This window comes from Geopseudomonas sagittaria (assembly GCF_900115715.1).
GTDB classification, from domain to species: Bacteria; Pseudomonadota; Gammaproteobacteria; order Pseudomonadales; family Pseudomonadaceae; genus Geopseudomonas; species Geopseudomonas sagittaria.
Genome location: NZ_FOXM01000021.1, coordinates 30,809 through 49,164 on the forward strand (window position 1 = coordinate 30,809; position 18,356 = coordinate 49,164).

Annotated in this window: 17 protein-coding genes; 8 read left to right on the forward strand and 9 right to left on the reverse strand. The window is 66.7% G+C overall.

Annotated features, from left to right (window positions below):
- Positions 1 to 400: 400 nt before the first annotated feature.
- The 5 genes from mnmE to rpmH all read right to left on the reverse strand — a co-directional run bounded on the left by mnmE (position 401) and on the right by rpmH (position 4,315).
- The gene (mnmE, locus tag BM297_RS19240) at positions 401 to 1,768 is read right to left on the reverse strand and encodes a tRNA uridine-5-carboxymethylaminomethyl(34) synthesis GTPase MnmE (RefSeq protein WP_092434803.1); all 1,368 of its coding nucleotides are present in this window, start codon (positions 1,766 to 1,768) and stop codon (positions 401 to 403) included.
- 78 nt (positions 1,769 to 1,846) lie between these two features.
- Entirely contained in the window at positions 1,847 to 3,517 is a 1,671-nt protein-coding gene (gene yidC, locus BM297_RS19245; RefSeq protein WP_092434806.1) for a membrane protein insertase YidC, read from the reverse strand.
- Between the two features lie 4 nt (positions 3,518 to 3,521).
- Positions 3,522 to 3,767: a membrane protein insertion efficiency factor YidD gene (yidD, locus tag BM297_RS19250; RefSeq protein ID WP_092434808.1), complete on the reverse strand. Its 246-nt coding sequence runs from the start codon at positions 3,765 to 3,767 to the stop codon at positions 3,522 to 3,524.
- Positions 3,760 to 4,164: a ribonuclease P protein component gene (gene rnpA, locus BM297_RS19255; protein WP_092434811.1), complete on the reverse strand. Its 405-nt coding sequence runs from the start codon at positions 4,162 to 4,164 to the stop codon at positions 3,760 to 3,762. The genes yidD and rnpA overlap by 8 nt, the downstream gene beginning before the upstream one ends.
- A gap of 13 nt (positions 4,165 to 4,177) precedes the next feature.
- The gene (gene rpmH, locus BM297_RS19260; RefSeq protein WP_090313513.1) at positions 4,178 to 4,315 is read right to left on the reverse strand and encodes a 50S ribosomal protein L34; all 138 of its coding nucleotides are present in this window, start codon (positions 4,313 to 4,315) and stop codon (positions 4,178 to 4,180) included.
- Positions 4,316 to 4,962: 647 nt separating this feature from the next.
- Here rpmH and dnaA point away from each other — a divergent pair.
- The 5 genes from dnaA (at position 4,963) to BM297_RS19285 (ending at position 11,647) form a co-directional block, all read left to right on the forward strand.
- Complete coding sequence (dnaA, locus tag BM297_RS19265) at positions 4,963 to 6,432, forward strand: chromosomal replication initiator protein DnaA (protein ID WP_092434814.1); 1,470 nt, start codon at positions 4,963 to 4,965, stop codon at positions 6,430 to 6,432.
- Between the two features lie 31 nt (positions 6,433 to 6,463).
- Positions 6,464 to 7,567, forward strand: coding sequence for a DNA polymerase III subunit beta (gene dnaN, locus BM297_RS19270; RefSeq protein WP_092434817.1), 1,104 nt, complete (start codon positions 6,464 to 6,466; stop codon positions 7,565 to 7,567).
- Positions 7,568 to 7,719: 152 nt separating this feature from the next.
- Complete coding sequence (gene recF / locus BM297_RS19275) at positions 7,720 to 8,820, forward strand: DNA replication/repair protein RecF (protein ID WP_092434819.1); 1,101 nt, start codon at positions 7,720 to 7,722, stop codon at positions 8,818 to 8,820.
- Positions 8,817 to 11,237 (forward strand): DNA topoisomerase (ATP-hydrolyzing) subunit B, encoded by a 2,421-nt coding sequence (gene gyrB / locus BM297_RS19280; RefSeq protein ID WP_092434824.1) that lies wholly within the window; start codon positions 8,817 to 8,819, stop codon positions 11,235 to 11,237. Before recF ends, gyrB begins: the two co-directional genes overlap by 4 nt.
- 161 nt (positions 11,238 to 11,398) lie before the next feature.
- Positions 11,399 to 11,647, forward strand: coding sequence for a hypothetical protein (locus BM297_RS19285; protein WP_092434827.1), 249 nt, complete (start codon positions 11,399 to 11,401; stop codon positions 11,645 to 11,647).
- A gap of 14 nt (positions 11,648 to 11,661) precedes the next feature.
- On the opposite strand, the gene zapE is transcribed toward BM297_RS19285, so the two are convergent.
- Genes zapE through BM297_RS19300 form a run of 3 tightly spaced genes read right to left on the reverse strand, consistent with a single transcriptional unit; the run spans position 11,662 to position 14,109 of the window.
- Positions 11,662 to 12,804 carry a cell division protein ZapE gene (gene zapE / locus BM297_RS19290; RefSeq protein WP_175526691.1) on the reverse strand — a complete coding sequence of 381 codons (1,143 nt, stop codon included), beginning with the start codon at positions 12,802 to 12,804 and terminating at the stop codon, positions 11,662 to 11,664.
- Positions 12,801 to 13,193 (reverse strand): cupin domain-containing protein, encoded by a 393-nt coding sequence (locus tag BM297_RS19295; RefSeq protein WP_092434830.1) that lies wholly within the window; start codon positions 13,191 to 13,193, stop codon positions 12,801 to 12,803. Before BM297_RS19295 ends, zapE begins: the two co-directional genes overlap by 4 nt.
- Before the next feature lie 25 nt (positions 13,194 to 13,218).
- A complete protein-coding gene (locus BM297_RS19300) occupies positions 13,219 to 14,109 on the reverse strand; it encodes a pseudouridine synthase (RefSeq protein ID WP_092434833.1) in 891 nt (296 codons plus the stop codon).
- 168 nt (positions 14,110 to 14,277) lie between these two features.
- Between BM297_RS19300 and ald the strand changes: the two genes are divergently transcribed.
- Complete coding sequence (ald, locus tag BM297_RS19305) at positions 14,278 to 15,399, forward strand: alanine dehydrogenase (RefSeq protein ID WP_092434836.1); 1,122 nt, start codon at positions 14,278 to 14,280, stop codon at positions 15,397 to 15,399.
- Positions 15,400 to 15,433: 34 nt separating this feature from the next.
- Here ald and BM297_RS19310 read toward each other — a convergent pair whose 3' ends face one another.
- The gene (locus BM297_RS19310; protein WP_092434839.1) at positions 15,434 to 17,137 is read right to left on the reverse strand and encodes a sigma-54-dependent Fis family transcriptional regulator; all 1,704 of its coding nucleotides are present in this window, start codon (positions 17,135 to 17,137) and stop codon (positions 15,434 to 15,436) included.
- Between the two features lie 527 nt (positions 17,138 to 17,664).
- Here BM297_RS19310 and BM297_RS19315 point away from each other — a divergent pair.
- Positions 17,665 to 17,892 (forward strand): hypothetical protein, encoded by a 228-nt coding sequence (locus BM297_RS19315; protein ID WP_092434842.1) that lies wholly within the window; start codon positions 17,665 to 17,667, stop codon positions 17,890 to 17,892.
- 8 nt (positions 17,893 to 17,900) lie between these two features.
- Positions 17,901 to 18,203, forward strand: coding sequence for a 2Fe-2S iron-sulfur cluster-binding protein (locus tag BM297_RS19320; RefSeq protein ID WP_092434845.1), 303 nt, complete (start codon positions 17,901 to 17,903; stop codon positions 18,201 to 18,203).
- Positions 18,204 to 18,356: the final 153 nt, after the last annotated feature.

Here is an 18,356-nt window from a genome sequence, read left to right on the forward strand (position 1 = left end):
GGCTTGTTTTAGAGCTTGTTATAGGTGTGCACAGTTTCTGTGGATAGTTTTATATAGCCCTTTAAAATCAATTAGTTATGCACTGAATAAGGCTGTATGCAAGCACCCGTGAGGGCTCTGGACAACCGGGTTGAGCCTGTGTGTGGACAAGTCATTTATCCACAGCCAGGCTTATCCACAGGCGGAACGCCGTCTTGTCTACGGAGCTTGTGATGAGTTGTCCACAGAGCTTATGCGCCGCGATTTTTGTGTGCACAACTGGGATGCGATGGTGACCAGGCGAAAACGCCGCGGGGTGCAGGCGCAACGAGGCTCGGGCCCGCTGCTGAAAGCGGGTCCGGGGAGGGGGGAAAGGCAATGGCCAGCCGCCGCGCGGGTCGACTGGCCGGGTGGCGCTCGGCTACTTGCCGATGCAGAAGCTGGAGAAGATCCGCCCGAGCAGGTCGTCGGGGGTGAAGGCGCCGGTGATCTCGCCGAGCGCCTGGTGGGCCATGCGCAGGTCCTCGGCGAGCAGTTCGCCGGCGCCGAGCAGGGTCAGCTGCTGGCGGCCGTGGTCGAGGCAGGCGCCAGCCTGGCGCAGGGCGTCGAGGTGGCGGCGGCGGGCGCTGAAGCTGCTTTCGGTGGTCTGCTCGAAGCCCATGCAGGCCTTGAGATGCTCGCGCAGCAGGTCGAGGCCGGCCCCCTGGCGCGCCGACAGGCTGAGGGTGACGTGGCCATCGCTGCAGGTTTCCAGGCGCACCGCCTCGCCGGACAGGTCGGCCTTGTTGCGGATCAGGGTGACCCTGGCCGGGTCGGGACGCTGGTCGAGGAATTCCGGCCACAGGGCGAACGGATCGAGCGCCTCCGGCGCGGTGGCGTCGACCACCAGCAGCACGCGGTCGGCCTCGCCGATGGCCTTGAGCGCGCGCTCGACGCCGATCCGTTCCACCTGATCCTCGGTGTCGCGCAGGCCGGCGGTGTCGACCACGTGCAGCGGCATGCCGTCGATGTGGATATGTTCGCGCAGCACGTCGCGGGTGGTGCCGGCGATCTCGGTGACGATCGCCGCCTCGCGCCCGGCCAGGGCGTTGAGCAGGCTGGACTTGCCGGCATTCGGCCGCCCGGCGATCACCACGGTCATGCCGTCGCGCAGCAGGGCGCCCTGCCCCGCCTCGCGCTGCACCGCCAGCAGTTCGCTGCGCACGCCGTCGAGCTGGCCGAGCACGTGGCCGTCGGCGAGAAAGTCGATCTCCTCCTCGGGGAAGTCGATGGCCGCCTCGACGTACATGCGCAGCTCGATCAGCCGGTCGGCCAGGCGCTGCACCTTGCGCGAGAACTCGCCCTGCAGCGAGCGCACGGCGTTGCGCGCTGCCTGTTCGCTGCTCGCCTCGATCAGGTCGGCGATCGCCTCGGCCTGGGCGAGGTCAAGCTTGTCGTTGAGGAAGGCGCGTTCGCTGAATTCGCCGGGGCGCGCCAGCCGCGCGCCCAGCTCCAGGCAGCGGCGCAGCAGCATGTCGAGCACCACCGGGCCGCCGTGGCCCTGCAGCTCGAGCACGTCCTCGCCGGTGAACGAGTTCGGCCCGCGGAACAGCAGCAGCAGGCCTTGGTCGATCACCTCGCCGTCGTCGGCGAAGAACGCGCAGTAGTAGGCGTGGCGCGGCTCGGGCTCGCGGCCGCTGAGGCTGATGGCGATGGCCCGCGCGCGCGGACCGGAAACGCGGACGATACCGACCCCGCCGCGACCCTGCGCGGTGGCGACTGCGGCGATGGTGTCACGGACGGATTGCATGGCGGTCTCCGGATGGCGGATAGCAAGACGCCCCACAAGGGGGCGTCTGCACTCGGGGAATCACTCGCGGCAGCTGATTCAGGCCTTGTTCATGGCCGCTTCGATCTTGCGGTTAATGTACCACTGCTGGGCGATGGAGAGGACGTTGTTGACCACCCAGTACAGCACCAGACCGGCGGGGAACCACAGGAAGAAGAAGGTGAAGATGATCGGCATCAGCTTCATCACCCGCGCCTGCATGGGATCCGGCGGCGTCGGGTTGAGGGTCTGCTGGAAGAACATGGTGGCGCCCATGATGATCGGCAGGATGAAGTACGGATCCTTGATCGACAGGTCGACGATCCAGCCCAGCCACGGCGCCTGGCGGATTTCCACGCTTTCCAGCAGGGTCCAGTACAGGGCGAGGAACACCGGCATCTGCACCAGGATCGGCAGGCAGCCGCCCAGCGGATTGATCTTCTCCTTCTTGTACAACTCCATCATGCCCTGGGACATCTTCTGGCGATCGTCGCCGTACTGCTCCTTCAGGGCCTGCAGCTTGGGCGCCACTGCGCGCATGCGCGCCATGGACTTGTAGCTGGCTGCCGACAGCGGGAAGAACGCCAGCTTGATCAGCACGGTGAGGACGATGATCGACCAGCCCCAGTTGCCGAGGATGCTGTGGATAACCTGCAGCAGCCAGAAGATCGGCTGGGCGATGAACCACAGGAAGCCGTAGTCGACGGTCAGTTCGAGACCCGGCGACAGCGCCTCGAGCTTGTCCTGGGATTTCGGACCGGCGTACAGGGTGGCGCTGGTTTCGGCGCTGGCGCCGGCGGCCACGTTCAGCTGCGGACCGACGAAGCCGATGATGTAGTTGCCCTGGCTGTCCTTGCGGGTGCTGACCTGGTTGGTGTCGTCCTTGCTCGGCACCCAGGCGGTGACGAAGTAGTGCTGCAGCCAGGCGACCCAGCCGCCCTGCACGGTTTCGCGCAGGTTCGCGTCGTCCATGTCGCCCATCGGGACTTTCTTGTACGGCTCGTCGGCCGTCCACAGTGCGGCACCCAGGTAGGTGGCCATGCCGGTGGCGCTGGTCTGCGACGGATCGCCGCTGGCGTCGCGTTTGAGCTGGGCGAACAGGTTGCCGTTCCACGGCTTGTCGCTGTGGTTGGCGATGCGATGGCTGACCGCGAAGGCATAGTCGCCGCGCTTGAAGCTGAAGCGCTTGACGTAGTCGACGCCGGCCTCGCTGAACTTCAGCTCGACCACCAGCTCATCCTGGCCGTCGGCCAGGCGGTACTGCTGCTTTTCTGCGCTGTACAGCGGACGACCGCTGGCACGGGCATCCGGACCGTCGCCGACCAGACCGCTCTGGGCGATGTAGGTGCGCTCGTTGCCGTTGTCGAACAGGGCGAACGGCACGTCGCGGTTCTGCAGGCTGCGCGGGTAGGCCGGCAGCGCCAGCTGCACCACGTCGCCGCCCTGCGGATCGATGGCCAGCTTGAGCACATCGGTTTCCACCTGAATCAGCGCACGGCCGGTGGCGGCGACCTGGCTGGCCGGTTCGTTCTGCTGGTTGCTGGCGCTGGGCACGTCGGCGCTGCCGTTGCCCTGGGCCTCGCCGGTAGGCAGCGACTGCGACTGCGCGGCGGTGCTGGCCACCGCCTGCGGCGGCATCTGCGGCTGGCCGTAGTCCTCGTTCCACTTGAGAACCATGATGTAAGACACGACTGCCAGAGCGACGATCAGTATCGAGCGTTGAATGTCCATGATTTTATTCGGCCATCGATGAGGGTCGGGACGTACGGGAAGCTGGCACCGGGTCATAACCACCGGCATGCCAGGGGTGGCAGCGGGACAGCCGACGCAGGGTCAGCCAGCCACCACGAGCAAAGCCATGCGCACTGATGGCTTCGTGGGCGTAGCAGGAGCAGCTGGGATAGAAGCGGCAGCGACTGGCCATCAGGGGACTGATGGCATAGCGATAGAACTGGATCAGGGCGAGGGCCAGTTTACGCATGGGATCCGTCGGCCAGGGGCTGTTCGGGGCGGGCTTGCGGCGCAGGCCGGCTGCGTGCCAGGCGTTTCCAGAGCTTGGCGAACTGCTGGTGCAATTCGGGATTGTCCAGATCGCCGAGACCCTTGCGCGCGACCATCACGATATCCAGACCGGCGAGCATCTCCTGATGCAGACGGAAGGAATCGCGGATGAGGCGCTTCAGGCGATTGCGCTCGACGGCAAGCTTGACGCTCTTCTTGCCGATCACCAGGCCGAGGCGTGGATGATCGAGGCCGTTTTCACGGGCCAGCAGCAGAACGGACTTGCCGGGAGCCTTGCCGGTGGGGGAGTCGAAGACTGCCGTGAATTGTCGGGACGTGAGCAGACGCTTGTCCCGGCCGAAACTCCGACTCACCACCCGTTCCGGGCAATCAGACTGTGGTCAGACGCTTGCGGCCCTTGGCGCGGCGACGCGACAGGACTGCACGACCGTTCTTGGTTGCCATGCGCGCACGGAAGCCGTGGGTGCGGGCGCGCTTCAGATTGCTGGGCTGAAAGGTGCGTTTCATTGGTCATTTACCTAGTGATCACAGGGACCCGGAAGGGGTCCGCAGTTAAAGAGACCGGCGATTCTAGAGAAAGCGGCGGCGTAGGTCAATTTCCAACCAGCAGGTTGCCACGCTAATCCACAGGCCTTCCTGAGCGCCTGGTGTCGCTCCTGCACGTGGCGGCGGTCATTCTCTGCGGGTCGAGGAGGTCCGAGTGAGCGGATCGGTCCGACGCGGCTTTTCCCTTGTGCACAAACAACATAAACGAAGAAAGATTCTTAAAAGATCGTTTTGGTAATGATATATACACAGCCCGTTTTCTGTGGATAACCATGCGCAGCCCTTTATCCACAAGGCTTTGCCGGAAGCAAAAGGTTGTCGAGAAGGTGGGCTGCGGGTGTGTGGGTCCGTGGGGAAAGCTGGGGATGAAAGGCATTTTTATCCACAGGCGGATTGTCGACCAAGTTTTCCCAAGGGCTCCGGGAGCTTTTGCAGGCCGGTTATCCACATGGCTTGGAGAACCTCGGGCCTTGTCGGCGGAGAAAGCGTGAATTTGCTCCTGCAACAGATGCAGGAGCTGACTCGCCATGTGGATAACTTTGCGGCGCGCCGCTACAATGCGTCCTTTGCCCTGTCTATCAAGACGCTTTCCTAGCGAGGGAAACCGAGTGTCCGTGGAACTGTGGCAGCAATGCGTGGAGGTCCTGCGCGATGAGCTGCCTTCCCAGCAATTCAACACCTGGATCCGTCCGCTGCAGGTCGAGACGCACGGCGACGAGTTGCGCGTGTACGCGCCCAACCGTTTCGTGCTCGACTGGGTCAACGAGAAGTACATCGGTCGCCTGCTCGAGCTGATGGGCGAGCGCGGCAACGGCCAGATGCCGGCGCTGTCGCTGCTGATCGGCAGCAAGCGGCCGGCCGCGCCCCGCCCGGCGCCCGCCGCGCCGAGCGCGCAGGTGGCCCAGGTGGCGTCGGCGCCGATGTTCGAGCCGACGGCGGCCGACAGCGCCGTGGCCAGCGCCGAATCAGCGGCGGCGAGCAAGGCGGTGACCGAGGTGCAGAGCGCGCCGCTGGTGCGCACCGAGCGCACCGTGCAGGTCGAGGGCGGCCTGAAACACACCAGCTACCTGAACCGCAACTTCACCTTCGAGAACTTCGTCGAGGGCAAGTCCAACCAGCTGGCGCGCGCCGCCGCCTGGCAGGTGGCCGACAACCCCAAGCACGGCTACAACCCGCTGTTCCTGTATGGCGGCGTCGGCCTCGGCAAGACCCACCTGATGCACGCGGTGGGCAACCACCTGCTGAAGAAGAACCCGAATGCCAAGGTGGTCTACCTGCATTCCGAGCGCTTCGTCGCCGACATGGTCAAGGCCCTGCAGCTCAACGCGATCAACGACTTCAAGCGCTTCTACCGCTCGGTGGACGCCCTGCTGATCGACGACATCCAGTTCTTCGCCCGCAAGGAGCGCTCCCAGGAGGAGTTCTTCCACACCTTCAACGCCCTGCTCGAGGGCGGCCAGCAGGTGATCCTCACCAGCGACCGCTACCCCAAGGAGATCGAGGGCCTGGAAGAGCGCCTGAAGTCGCGCTTCGGCTGGGGCCTGACCGTCGCGGTCGAGCCGCCGGAGCTGGAAACCCGCGTGGCGATCCTGATGAAGAAGGCCGAGCAGGCCAAGGTCGACCTGCCGCACGACGCCGCCTTCTTCATCGCCCAGCGCATCCGCTCCAACGTGCGCGAGCTGGAAGGCTCGCTCAAAAGGGTGATCGCCCACGCCCACTTCACCGGCAGCGAGATCAGCATCGAGCTGGTGCGCGAGTCGCTCAAGGACCTGCTCGCCCTGCAGGACAAGCTGGTCAGCATCGACAACATCCAGCGCACTGTGGCCGAGTACTACAAGATCAAGATCGCCGATCTGCTGTCCAAGCGCCGCTCGCGCTCGGTGGCGCGTCCGCGCCAGGTGGCCATGGCCCTGTCCAAGGAACTGACCAACCACAGCCTGCCGGAAATCGGCGATGCCTTCGGCGGTCGCGACCACACCACCGTGCTGCACGCCTGCCGCAAGATCGCCGAACTTCGCGAGCAAGATGCCGACATTCGCGAAGACTACAAGAACCTGCTGCGTACCCTGACCACCTGACGGGCGCGCCTCCAGAGGCCAAGGACTCAAGATGCATTTCACCATTCAACGCGAAGCCCTGCTCAAGCCGCTGCAACTGGTCGCCGGTGTCGTCGAACGCCGGCAGACCCTGCCGGTGCTGTCCAACGTGCTGCTGGTGGTACAGGGCCAGCAGCTGTCGCTGACCGGCACCGACCTCGAGGTCGAGCTGGTCGGTCGCGTGCAGCTCGAAGAGCCGGCCGAAGCCGGCGAGATCACCGTGCCGGCGCGCAAGCTGATGGACATCTGCAAGAGCCTGCCCAGCGACGCGCTGGTCGACATCCGCGTCGACGAGCAGAAACTGCTGATCAAGGCCGGGCGCAGCCGCTTCAGCCTGTCCACCCTGCCGGCCAACGACTTCCCCTCGGTGGAGGAAAGCCAGGGTTCGCTGACCTTCGCCGTGGCGCAGAGCAAGCTGCGCCGGCTGATCGAGCGCACCAGCTTCGCCATGGCCCAGCAGGACGTGCGCTACTACCTCAACGGCCTGCTGCTGGAGGTCAACGCCGGCCGCCTCAGCGCGGTGGCCACCGACGGCCACCGTCTGGCGCTGTGCTCGCTGGAGGCCGGCATCGAAGCGGCCGACAAGCACCAGGTCATCGTGCCGCGCAAGGGCATCCTCGAGCTGGCACGCCTGCTGACCGCGCCGGACGAGGCGATCAGCATCGTCCTCGGTCAGCACCACATCCGCGCCACCACCGGCGAGTTCACCTTCACCTCCAAGCTGGTCGACGGCAAGTTCCCCGATTATCAGCGCGTATTGCCGCGCAATGGCGACAAGCTGGTCGTCGGTGACCGCCAGGCCCTGCGCGAGGCGTTCAGCCGCACGGCGATCCTCTCCAACGAGAAGTACCGCGGCATCCGCCTGCAGCTGAGCAACGGCCAGCTGAAGATCCAGGCCAACAACCCGGAGCAGGAAGAGGCCGAGGAAGAGGTGCAGGTCAACTACTTCGGCGACGCCCTGGAGGTCGGTTTCAACGTCAGCTACCTGCTCGACGTGCTCGGCGTGATGACCGCCGACCAGGTGCGCATCACCCTCGCCGATGCCAACAGCAGCGCCCTGCTGCAGGAAGCCGACAACGACGATTCGTCCTACGTCGTGATGCCGATGCGCCTGTGACCGAGTCGAGCGGATCCTGTGGATAAGATGTGGATGCACCCGCCACAGGGTCTGCCCCGCCACGGACTGTGCCGCATGTGGGTCGACAACCTTGTGGATAACCTTGTGCACAAGCTGTCAGCTGCCCTTGTCTCCGCTTCTGGCGGCTGTCCATGTCGCTGATCCGCCTGAGCGTCAGCGCCATCCGCAACCTGCAGCCGCTGGAGCTGCTGCCCTCGCCGCGCATCAACCTGCTGCACGGCGACAACGGCAGCGGCAAGACCAGCGTGCTGGAAGCCATCCACCTGCTCGGCCTGGCCCGCTCGTTCCGCAGCACCCGGCTGACCCCGGTGATCCAGCACGACCAGGAGCGCGCCGTGGTGTTCGGCCTGGTGCAGCTGGCCGACGGCCGGCAGAGCAGTCTCGGCATCGCCCGCGAGCGCAACGGCGACTGCCAGATCCGCATCGACGGCCAGAACGCGCGCAGCGCCGCACAGCTGGCCGAGGTGCTGCCGCTGCAGCTGATCAACCCGGACAGCTTCCGCCTGCTCGAAGGCGCCCCGAAGATCCGCCGGCAGTTCCTCGACTGGGGCGTGTTCCACGTGGAACCACGCTTTCTCGGCGCCTGGCAGCGCCTGCAGGCAGCCCTGCGGCAGCGGAACTCGTGGCTGCGCCATGGTAGAATCGACCCCGCTGCGCAGGCGGCCTGGGACCGCGAACTGGCCCTGGCCAGCGAGGTGATCGACGAGTACCGCCGCGCCTACATCCAGGCGCTCAAGCCGGTGTTCGAACGCACCCTGGCGCAGCTGGTCGAACTGCCGGAACTGACCCTCAGCTACTACCGCGGCTGGGACCGCGAACGCAGCCTGGACGAGGTGCTGGCGGCCAGCCTGCTTCGCGACCAGCAGCTCGGCCACACCCAGGCCGGACCGCAGCGTGCCGACCTGCGCCTGCGCATCGGCAGCCACAACGCCGCCGACATCCTCTCGCGCGGCCAGCAGAAGCTGGTGGTCTGCGCCCTGCGCATCGCCCAGGGCCACCTGGTCAACCAGGCCAAACACGGACAGTGCGTCTACCTGGTGGACGACCTGCCCTCGGAACTCGACGAACAGCACCGGCACGCACTGTGCCGCCTGCTGGAAGACCTCGACTGCCAGGTATTCATCACCGGCGTCGACGGCGAAACCCTCAAAGACGGCTGGCGCACGGATACGCCGGTCGCCATGTTCCACGTGGAGCATGGCCGTATTGAATCCTCGGGAGTTAAGGCATGAGCGAGAACAACACGTACGACTCCTCCAGCATCAAGGTGCTGAAAGGTCTGGACGCCGTACGCAAGCGCCCCGGCATGTACATCGGTGACACCGACGACGGTACCGGTCTGCACCACATGGTCTTCGAAGTTGTGGATAACTCCATCGACGAGGCGCTGGCCGGTCATTGCAACGACATCAGCATCACCATCCACACCGACGAGTCGATCACCGTGCGCGACAACGGTCGCGGCATTCCGGTGGATATCCACAAGGAAGAAGGCGTCTCCGCGGCCGAGGTCATCATGACCGTGCTGCACGCCGGCGGTAAGTTCGACGACAACAGCTACAAGGTCTCCGGCGGCCTGCACGGCGTCGGCGTGTCGGTGGTCAACGCGCTGTCCGAACTGCTGGTGCTGACCGTGCGCCGCAGCGGCAAGGTGTGGGAACAGACCTACGTGCACGGCGTGCCGCAGGCCCCGCTGGCGCCGGTCGGCGACACCGACAGCACCGGCACGCAGATCCACTTCAAGCCTTCGGCCGAAACCTTCCACAACATCCACTTCAGCTGGGACATCCTCGCCAAGCGCCTGCGCGAACTGTCGTTCCTCAACTCCGGGGTGGGCATCGTCCTCAAGGACGAGCGCAGCGGCAAGGAAGAGGAGTTCCGCTACGAGGGTGGCCTCAAGGCCTTCGTCGACTACCTGAACACCAACAAGACCCCGGTCAATCAGGTGTTCCACTTCAACGTGCAGCGCGAGGAAGACGGCGTCGGCGTGGAAGTGGCGCTGCAGTGGAACGACAGCTTCAACGAGAACATCCTCTGCTTCACCAACAACATCCCGCAGCGCGACGGCGGCACCCACCTGGCCGGCTTCCGCTCGGCGCTGACCCGCAACCTGAACAACTACATCGAGGCCGAAGGCCTGGCGAAGAAGTTCAAGGTGGCCACCACCGGCGACGACGCCCGCGAAGGCCTGACCGCGATCATCTCGGTCAAGGTGCCGGACCCCAAGTTCAGCTCGCAGACCAAGGACAAGCTGGTCTCTTCCGAGGTGAAGACCGCGGTCGAGCAGGAAATGGGCAAGCAGTTCGCCGACTTCCTGCTGGAAAACCCCAACGAGGCCAAGGCCGTGGTCGGCAAGATGATCGACGCCGCCCGCGCCCGCGAGGCGGCGCGCAAGGCCCGCGAGATGACCCGCCGCAAGGGCGCGCTGGACATCGCCGGCCTGCCCGGCAAGCTGGCCGACTGTCAGGAGAAGGACCCCGCCCTCTCCGAACTCTACATCGTCGAGGGTGACTCCGCCGGCGGCTCCGCCAAGCAGGGCCGCAACCGCAAGACCCAGGCGATCCTGCCGCTCAAGGGCAAGATCCTCAACGTCGAGCGCGCCCGCTTCGACCGCATGATCTCCTCCCAGGAGGTCGGCACGCTGATCACCGCGCTGGGCTGCGGCATCGGCCGCGACGAGTACAACATCGACAAGCTGCGCTACCACAACATCATCATCATGACCGACGCCGACGTCGACGGTTCGCACATCCGCACCCTGCTGCTGACCTTCTTCTTCCGCCAGCTGCCCGAGCTGGTCGAGCGCGGCTACATCTACATCGCCCAGCCGCCGCTGTACAAGGTCAAGAAGGGCAAGCAGGAGCAGTACATCAAGGACGACGAGGCCATGGAGGAATACATGACCCAGTCGGCCCTCGAGGACGCCAGCCTGCACGTCAACGAGAGCGCCCCGGGCCTGTCCGGCACCGCGCTGCAGACCCTGGTCAACGACTACCGCACGGTGATGAAGACCCTCGCCCGCCTGTCGCGACTCTATCCACAGGAAATCACCGAGCACTTCGTCTACCTGCCGCGCGTCGACGTCGAGCAGCTGGCCGACCATGCCGCCATGCAGACCTGGCTGGCCAGCCTGGGCGAGCGTCTCAAGGCGGTGGAAAAGTCCGGGCAGAGCTACCAGCTCAGCCTGCGCGAGGATCGCGAGCGCCACCTGTGGCTGCCGGAGGTCGAGCTGGTCGCCCACGGCCTGTCCAGCTACGTGACCTTCAACCGCGACTTCTTCGCCAGCAACGACTACCGCACCGTCACCGACCTCGGCATGCAGCTCAACAGCCTGCTCGAGGAAGGCGCCTACGTGCAGCGTGGCGAACGCAAGAAGCCGGTGACCACCTTCAAGGAAGCGCTCAACTGGCTGATGACCGAAAGCACCAAGCGGCACAGCATCCAGCGCTACAAGGGTCTCGGCGAGATGAACCCCGAGCAGCTGTGGGAAACCACCATGGACCCGGCGGTGCGCCGCATGCTCAAGGTGACCATCGAGGATGCCATCGCCGCCGACCAGATCTTCAACACCCTGATGGGCGACGCCGTCGAACCGCGCCGCGAATTCATCGAGACCAACGCCCTGGCGGTGTCGAATCTGGATGTGTGACAGCAAAATCTGTGGATAACCCGGTTATCCACAGGTGAGGCAGACAAAACCCCCGGCGGACTCGGTTCGCCGGGGGTTTTGTTTTACTGAGCGGCGAATGGGCTCAAGTAGCGGTCCGATGCTGCCGAAACTGTGGGTAACTCTTGGAGAAAGCGCTAGCTATGGACAACATGAACGACGCCAGCCAGTTGGGCGCCCGCGTGCTGGTCGACGCGGCCGGGCTGAGCCTGCCCGACAGCAGGGCTGTGGATATGTCGCTGCGGGCCAGCGTGGTCTTTGCGCTGAGGGTCTACAACGCGCAGATTCTCGAGGGCCAGTTGCGGTCGCATATCGCCATGGCGCTGACGGCGCAGACCGTGGGCCAGGTGCGCCGGATCATTGCGGCGGCCGATCGGCTGTTGCGCCGCTGAAGCCGGCGCAGAGGTTATCCACAGCGGTCGCCGAACCGCGCCAGCTGCATCTCCCGCAGCCGGCTCAGGGTGCGGCGGAACGGGAATTCCAGATAGCCTTCTGTGTATAACTCTTCCAGCGGCACGGCGGCCTCCAGGTACAGCGGCACGCGGCGGTCGTAGCATTCGTCGACCAGGGCGATGAAGCGGCGCACGCTGTCGTCGTGGACGGCCAGCGCCGGCAGCTGGCGGTCGCCGGCGACCACCCGTTCGCTGCCGTCCTCGGTGCCGCGGGCAATCTTCGCCGCGCGTTGCCGGCCGCCGAGGCGCGGTACGTCGCCGAGCAGGATGGCGCTGAAGCGGTCGCACAGGGCGACGAAGTCGAAGGCCGACAGCGGTTGCTCGCACAGCTCGGCATAGCGGCACCAGACCACCGTGGTGCTGTGCTGCACGGCGGCGATGCGCCGCCGGCCCAGTTCGATGGGCGCCGTGGATAGCGGCTGGCCCGCGCTCAGGCGGTCGAATACCGTGCGCAGGGCGCTGCTCCCGGCCGGGTCGGCGATCCAGTAGCGCGGCTGCGGCGCGCCGGGGTGCAGGCGGTGGTCCTGGCCGCCGTCGACGGCGAGCGCCTGCATGTGCTGCTGGATGGCGGCAATCGCCGGCAGGAAGCGCTCGCGGTTGAAGCCGTCGGCATACAGCTGCTCGGGCGGCTGGTTGGAGGTGGCGACCACCGTCACCCCGGCGGCGAAGATCGCCTGCAGCAGCGGGCCGAGCAGCATGGCGTCGCCGATGTCGCTGACGAACAGCTCGTCGAAGCACAGCACGCGCACTTCCGCCGCCAGTTCGCCGGCCAGCGCCTGCAGCGGCTCCGGCGTACCGGTGAGCTGGAACAGGCGGCGGTGCACCCAGCGCATGAAATGGTGGAAGTGCTGGCGCCGCGCCGGGATGCGCAGGCTGTGGTGGAAGCGGTCCATCAGCCAGGTCTTGCCGCGCCCGACCGGCCCCCACAGGTACACCCCGCGCGGCGGCGCCAGCGGATCAAACCGCCGGTGCAGGGCCTGGTGGCAGGCTTCCAGCCGCTGTACGGCCTGCCATTGCGCCGCATCGGCGACGAAGCCGTGCTGGTCGATGGCCTGCTGGTAGGCGACCAGGGGCGAGACGACATCCGGGGTGTTCACGGGGCGGGGTTTCCTTGCGGTTCGGCGCGCGCGGCTGGCGACTCGCCCGCCCGCACGGGCGCAGCGGCTTCGCCACAGTGTACCGCCAGCCACACCGTCGGCTCGCCCGCGGCGGTGGCTTCGACGCGATGGCGCACGCCGGCCGGGATCAGCAGGTGGTCGCCGGGCCGCAGGGCGACGGGGTCGGCCTGCGGCTCGAGGCGCAGCACGGCACTGCCGCTGAGCAGCAGCACCCATTCGTCCCAAGCCTGGTCGTACCAGAAGCCCGGCGGGCTGGTCTGGCCGTGGGAGACGATGCGCTCGACCCTGCAGCCGGGCCGGCTGAGCAGGTCGTCGAAGCACTCGCCGCTGCGGGCATCGGGCAGCGGCTGGAACAGATTGGCGGGCATGGCGTGCTCCTGTTGCCGGCAGCGCTTACCAGTCGAGCTGCAGGCGGCTGGCAAACGCGCGCTGCTCGCCGCTCAGCGGATCGCGAAAGCGCAGGCCGCGGGCCAGCAGCTTGAGCGGACGGCGGTAGTCGTCGGCGACGTCGGCCGGCAGCGGCTGGGGATAGAAGGGATCGTTGCAGATCGGTGCGCCGAGGGCGGCCAGGTGCACGCGCAGCTGGTGCTGCCTGCCGGTGACCGGCTGCAGCGCGTAGCGCCACAGCTCGCCGTTGCGCTCGAGCACCGCCAGTAGCGTCTCGCTGTTCGGCGTGCCGGGCGCCTCCTGCATGCGGAAGAAGGGTTCGCCGCGCACCATGCGGCTGGTGTGGCGGTACGGGAAGTCGAGCTGCGCCAGCGCCGGGGCGATCGCCTCGTAGTGCTTGTCGATCTGCCGCTCGCGGAACAGCGCGTGATAGTGGTCGCGGCTGGCCGGGTTGGTGGAGAACAGCACCAGTCCGGCGGTGTGGCGGTCGATGCGGTGCAGTGGCACCAGCTGCGGATTGCCCAGGCGGCGGGTCAGGCGCGCCAGCAGGGTTTCCTCGACGTAGGGTCCGGAGGGGATCACCGGCAGGAAGTGCGGCTTGTCCACCACCAGCAGGTGCTCGTCGAGGTGGAGGATCTCCTCGCTGAAGGGAATCGGCGTCTCCTCCGCCACCTCGCGGAAATAGTGGATGCGCAGGCCGACCCGGTAGGGATGCGCGGCGTCGAGCGGCGCGCCGTCGCCATCCAGCACCTTGCCGCGCTGCATGCGCGCCAGCCAGGTGGCGCGGTCGATGGCCGGGAAGTGGTCGCACAGGCAGTCGAGCACCGTGGCCCAGGCGCCCGGCGGCAGGTGCAGGGTGCTCGGGCGCATGACGGCGCTGGACGACGGAAGGGGCATGGCGGCACTCGGGCTGGCGGGTGGGCATGCATTAGGCCGCAGGCGGCCGCCGCCGTCAAAAGCGCGCGACCATTTGCGCGCGGAGGTTGTACCGCCGTTGGTCGGCGGCGGAGTGCTGGCCCCGTGCTACGCTCAGGAAAAGTCCATGTGCGGCTACGGAGAACTGCCATGCGTATCGGTGTCCCCAGGGAAATCAAGAACCACGAGTATCGCGTCGGCCTGACTCCGCAGTCAGTCGCCGAACTGCGCGCGCTCGGCCACCACATCTGGGTGGAGACCCAGGCGGGGGCGGCCATCGGCTTCAGCGATGCCGACTACGAGAAGGCCGGGGCGCGAATCGCCGCGGATGGCGAGCAGGTGTTCGCCGAGGCCGAGCTGATCGTCAAGGTCAAGGAGCCGCTGGCCTCGGAGCGCGCCCGCCTGCATGCGGGGCACACCCTGTTCACCTACCTGCACCTGGCGCCGGACCGGCCGCAGACCGACGAGTTGCTGGCCAGCGGCGCCACCTGCATCGCCTACGAGACCGTCACCGATGCCAAGGGCCGGCTGCCGCTGCTGGCGCCGATGTCCGAGGTGGCCGGGCGTATGTCGATCCAGGTCGGCGCCCATTGTCTGGAGAAGGCCAGTGGCGGGCGTGGCGTGCTGCTCGGCGGCGTGCCGGGGGTGGCGCCGGGCAAGGTGGTGATCGTCGGTGGCGGCGTGGTCGGCAGTCATGCCGCAGCGATGGCCATCGGTCTCGGCGCCGAGGTGACCATCCTCGACAAGAACATGGAGGCCCTGCGCCGCCTGGATGCCCAGTACGGCAACCGCATCGCCACCCGCTACTCGACCCGCGCGGCGCTGAGCGAGCTGGTCCTGGCGGCGGATCTGGTGGTCGGCAGCGTGCTGATTCCCGGGGCGACGGCGCCCAAGCTGATCAGCGCCGGCATGGTCCGGCAGATGAAGGCCGGCGCGGTGCTGGTCGACGTGGCCATCGACCAGGGCGGCTGCGCCGAGACTTCGCGGCCGACCACCCACACCCATCCGACCTACGTGGTCGACGAGGTGGTCCACTACTGCGTGGCCAACATGCCCGGCGGCGTGGCGCGCACCTCGACTCTGGCGCTGAACAACGCCACCCTGCCCTTCGTCGTCGCCCTGGCCGAAAAGGGCAGCCGGCGCGCGCTGGAGGAGGACGTGCACCTGCGCAACGGGCTCAACGTCGCCGCCGGCGCGATCAGCAATGCCGGCGTGGCGCAGGCGCACAAGTTGCCGTACGTGCCGGCCGAGGAAGTGCTGATGCGCCTGTGAGTGTTCCACGTGGAACAGGTGAGGCCGGGGCGGGCTAGCCGCCCGGCATGCCACCCTCGGCCTTCTTCAGCCGGTAGGCCAGCGCCGGGCGGGTCACGCCGAGCAGGCGCGCGGCGCGCGAGACCTTCTGCTGGCTGCGCTGCATGGCCTCGCGCATCAGGATCGCCTCCACCTCGTCGAGGCTGATGCCGCTCTCCAGGATCTGCTCGACCCAGTGCACCGCCGCCGTTGCGGTATCGCTGGTCAGCTCGCCGGCCCTGGACAGGCGCACGTCGCTGTTCTGCCCCTCGAGCAGCAGCCCGGGAAACAGCGCCTCGACGCTGATGCTCTCGTTGCTGTCGGTGAGGATCACCCCGCGCTCGATGACGTTCTCCAGCTCGCGGATGTTGCCCGGCCAGGCGTAGTGCTGGCAGGCCTCGAGGGCGCGGTCGGAGAGGCCGAGGGTCTTCTTGGCGTACTCGGCGTGGAACTTCTTGAGGAAATGCTCGGCCAGCAGCGGGATGTCCTCGCGGCGCTCGCGCAGCGGCGGGATCTGCACCGGGAACACGTTGAGGCGGTAGAACAGGTCGGCGCGAAAGCGCCCGGCCTGCACCGCATCGGCCAGATTCTCGTTGGTGGCGGCGATCACCCGCACGTCGATCTTGCGCGTGCGCTCGCCGCCGACCCGCTCCAGTTCGCCTTCCTGCAGCACGCGCAGCAGGGTGGCCTGGGCGCGCGGGGTCAGCTCGATCACCTCGTCGAGGAGGATGGTGCCGCCGCTGGCCCGCTCGAAGCGCCCGGCACGTGACTGGGTGGCGCCGGTGTAGGCGCCCTTCTCCACGCCGAACAGTTCCGCCTCGATCAGGTCCGGCGGAATCGCCGCACAGTTGACCGCCACGAACGGCTGCTCGGCGCGGGCGCTGCGCAGGTGCACGCTGCGCGCGATGACCTCTTTGCCCACCCCGGTTTCGCCGAGCAGCAGCACCGAGACCTTGCCGCGCGCGGCCTTGTCGATGGTCTGGCAGATGCGCTGGTAGGCCGGCGACTGGCCGACGCCGTAGTACTGGCCGTCGTGGGTCTGCAGGCGGCTGCGCAGGGTGGCGACCTGCGACTGCAGCTCGTAGAGCTCCTCGATCACCGGGTCGCTCTTGAAGTAGGCCTTGAACTCGGCGGCGTCGGCCCACTCCTCGGCGGTCTTGCCGATCACCCGGCACTTGTCGTCGCCGCGGCCGCGGCAGCTGACTTCCTTGAAGATGATCTCGCGGCCCATGAACGCCGAGGTGTAGCTGCAGGCGTAGCCGAGCAGGGTCCAGCAGGCCGGCTGGTCCATCAGGCCCAGCTCGGTCTGGCAGATCTCCACCTCGAAGGAGTCCAGCCAGTCGATCTCGGCGTAGAAGCGCCCCTTCTCGACGTCGAGGTCCACCTCGATCGGCCGCGAGCGCAGCATGCCCTTGAGCATGTGCAGCTGCGGGCCGGCGAGGAAGATGTCCAGTTCGCTGGAGTCCGGGCGCAGCTTGCGCGCCAGCTCGGCGTCCTTGAGGCCGGACTGGTAGCCCAGGCGCAGGAAGAAGCCCTTGGCGCGCTCGATGCCGAGCAGGTCGACCATCTCGCGGCGAAAGTTGGCCAGCGCGGAGAGCGGCATCAGCAGCATGCGCTGCTCGCCCAGCCAGATCTTGCCTTCCTGGCTGACGAAGCGGATCTGGTTGCTGAGGTCCTGGATGTCCGGGTATTGCAGTTGCGGCTTGTACTTGATGGCCATCAGGCAAATCCCCTGGTTGTTGTTGTGGCGGGGGCTGCCGGCTCCCGCAGGGCTGGTGGATGCGGGGCAGCGGCGAGCAGGCAGGTGCGCGGGCGAGAAGCCTGATTCGCGGCGCAGACAGCTGCATGGAAGCCGGTTTGCGGAAATAATTCAACCAAATGATCAAAAAATCCACCAGTTGAGGTTTTGGAGCATTGCCCACAACGCGTCTGGATTGACGATTTGCTGATCAATCGCCCCGCCATCCACCGATATCTTGAGCAAATGGTGAAAATTGCCTGCCCAGATACGCCTGTCCGTACGGCGCGAAGCTGCATCGGCCGCTTACGCTCGCCCGATGTAAATTAAAAAATGCTTATAAATCAAATGCTTGTGGCTTGATGGCGAGGGTGACGGACAAGCTTGGCACAACCGTTGCTCCGGTGTTGCGTACAAGCAGAGCTGTCTGACGCCGCCCGCCAGCGGAGTGCGCGAAGCGATCAGCCTGCTGCCGCCAACCGACACAAAAACAAAACGGTACGGTCGACATGAGCGTTCAAGCCAAGATCCATGCGCTGGGGTCAATCCGCCAGCCCTCCCCCTGCGGCGCCCGCGTACGGCGCCGTGCCCGCATCCAGGAAATCGCTGCCCTCACCCTCGTCATTGCCTTTGGCGCGCTGGGCAACCTGCAGTCAGACCTGATCTCCCCAGTGGCCACGGGCGTCGACCTCGACGGCTCCGCCAGCGCGCCTGCCGCGCTGCCCCAGCGGAACTGAGGTGACCCATGGGCCAATCCTTCCGCATTACCGAAACCCACAGTGGGACCAGCTTCAGCTGCAGCGATGAGCAGACGGTGCTTGCCGCCATGGAGCAGCAGCGCCAGCACTGCGTGCCGGTCGGCTGCCGCGGCGGTGGCTGTGGCCTGTGCAAGGTGCAGGTGCTCAGCGGCGAGTTCGACTGCGGGCGGATGAGCAGCCGCCACGTGCCGGCCGAGGCGCGGGCGCGTGGCGAGGTACTCGCCTGCCGGCTGTTTCCGCGCAGCGACCTGGCCATCCAGCGCCCGGCGCCGGGCGAGCCGGCGCGCTAGCCGGCGCGTCCCCGCTGCATAGCTTCCAACGAACCACGCTAGACCCCACAACAAAGACAAGAGGTGTCGAGATGAAGAAAGGTGTAATGCGCCCAGGGCACATCCAGCTGCGCGTCCTGGACATGGCCAAGGCCCTCGAGCACTACGTCGAGC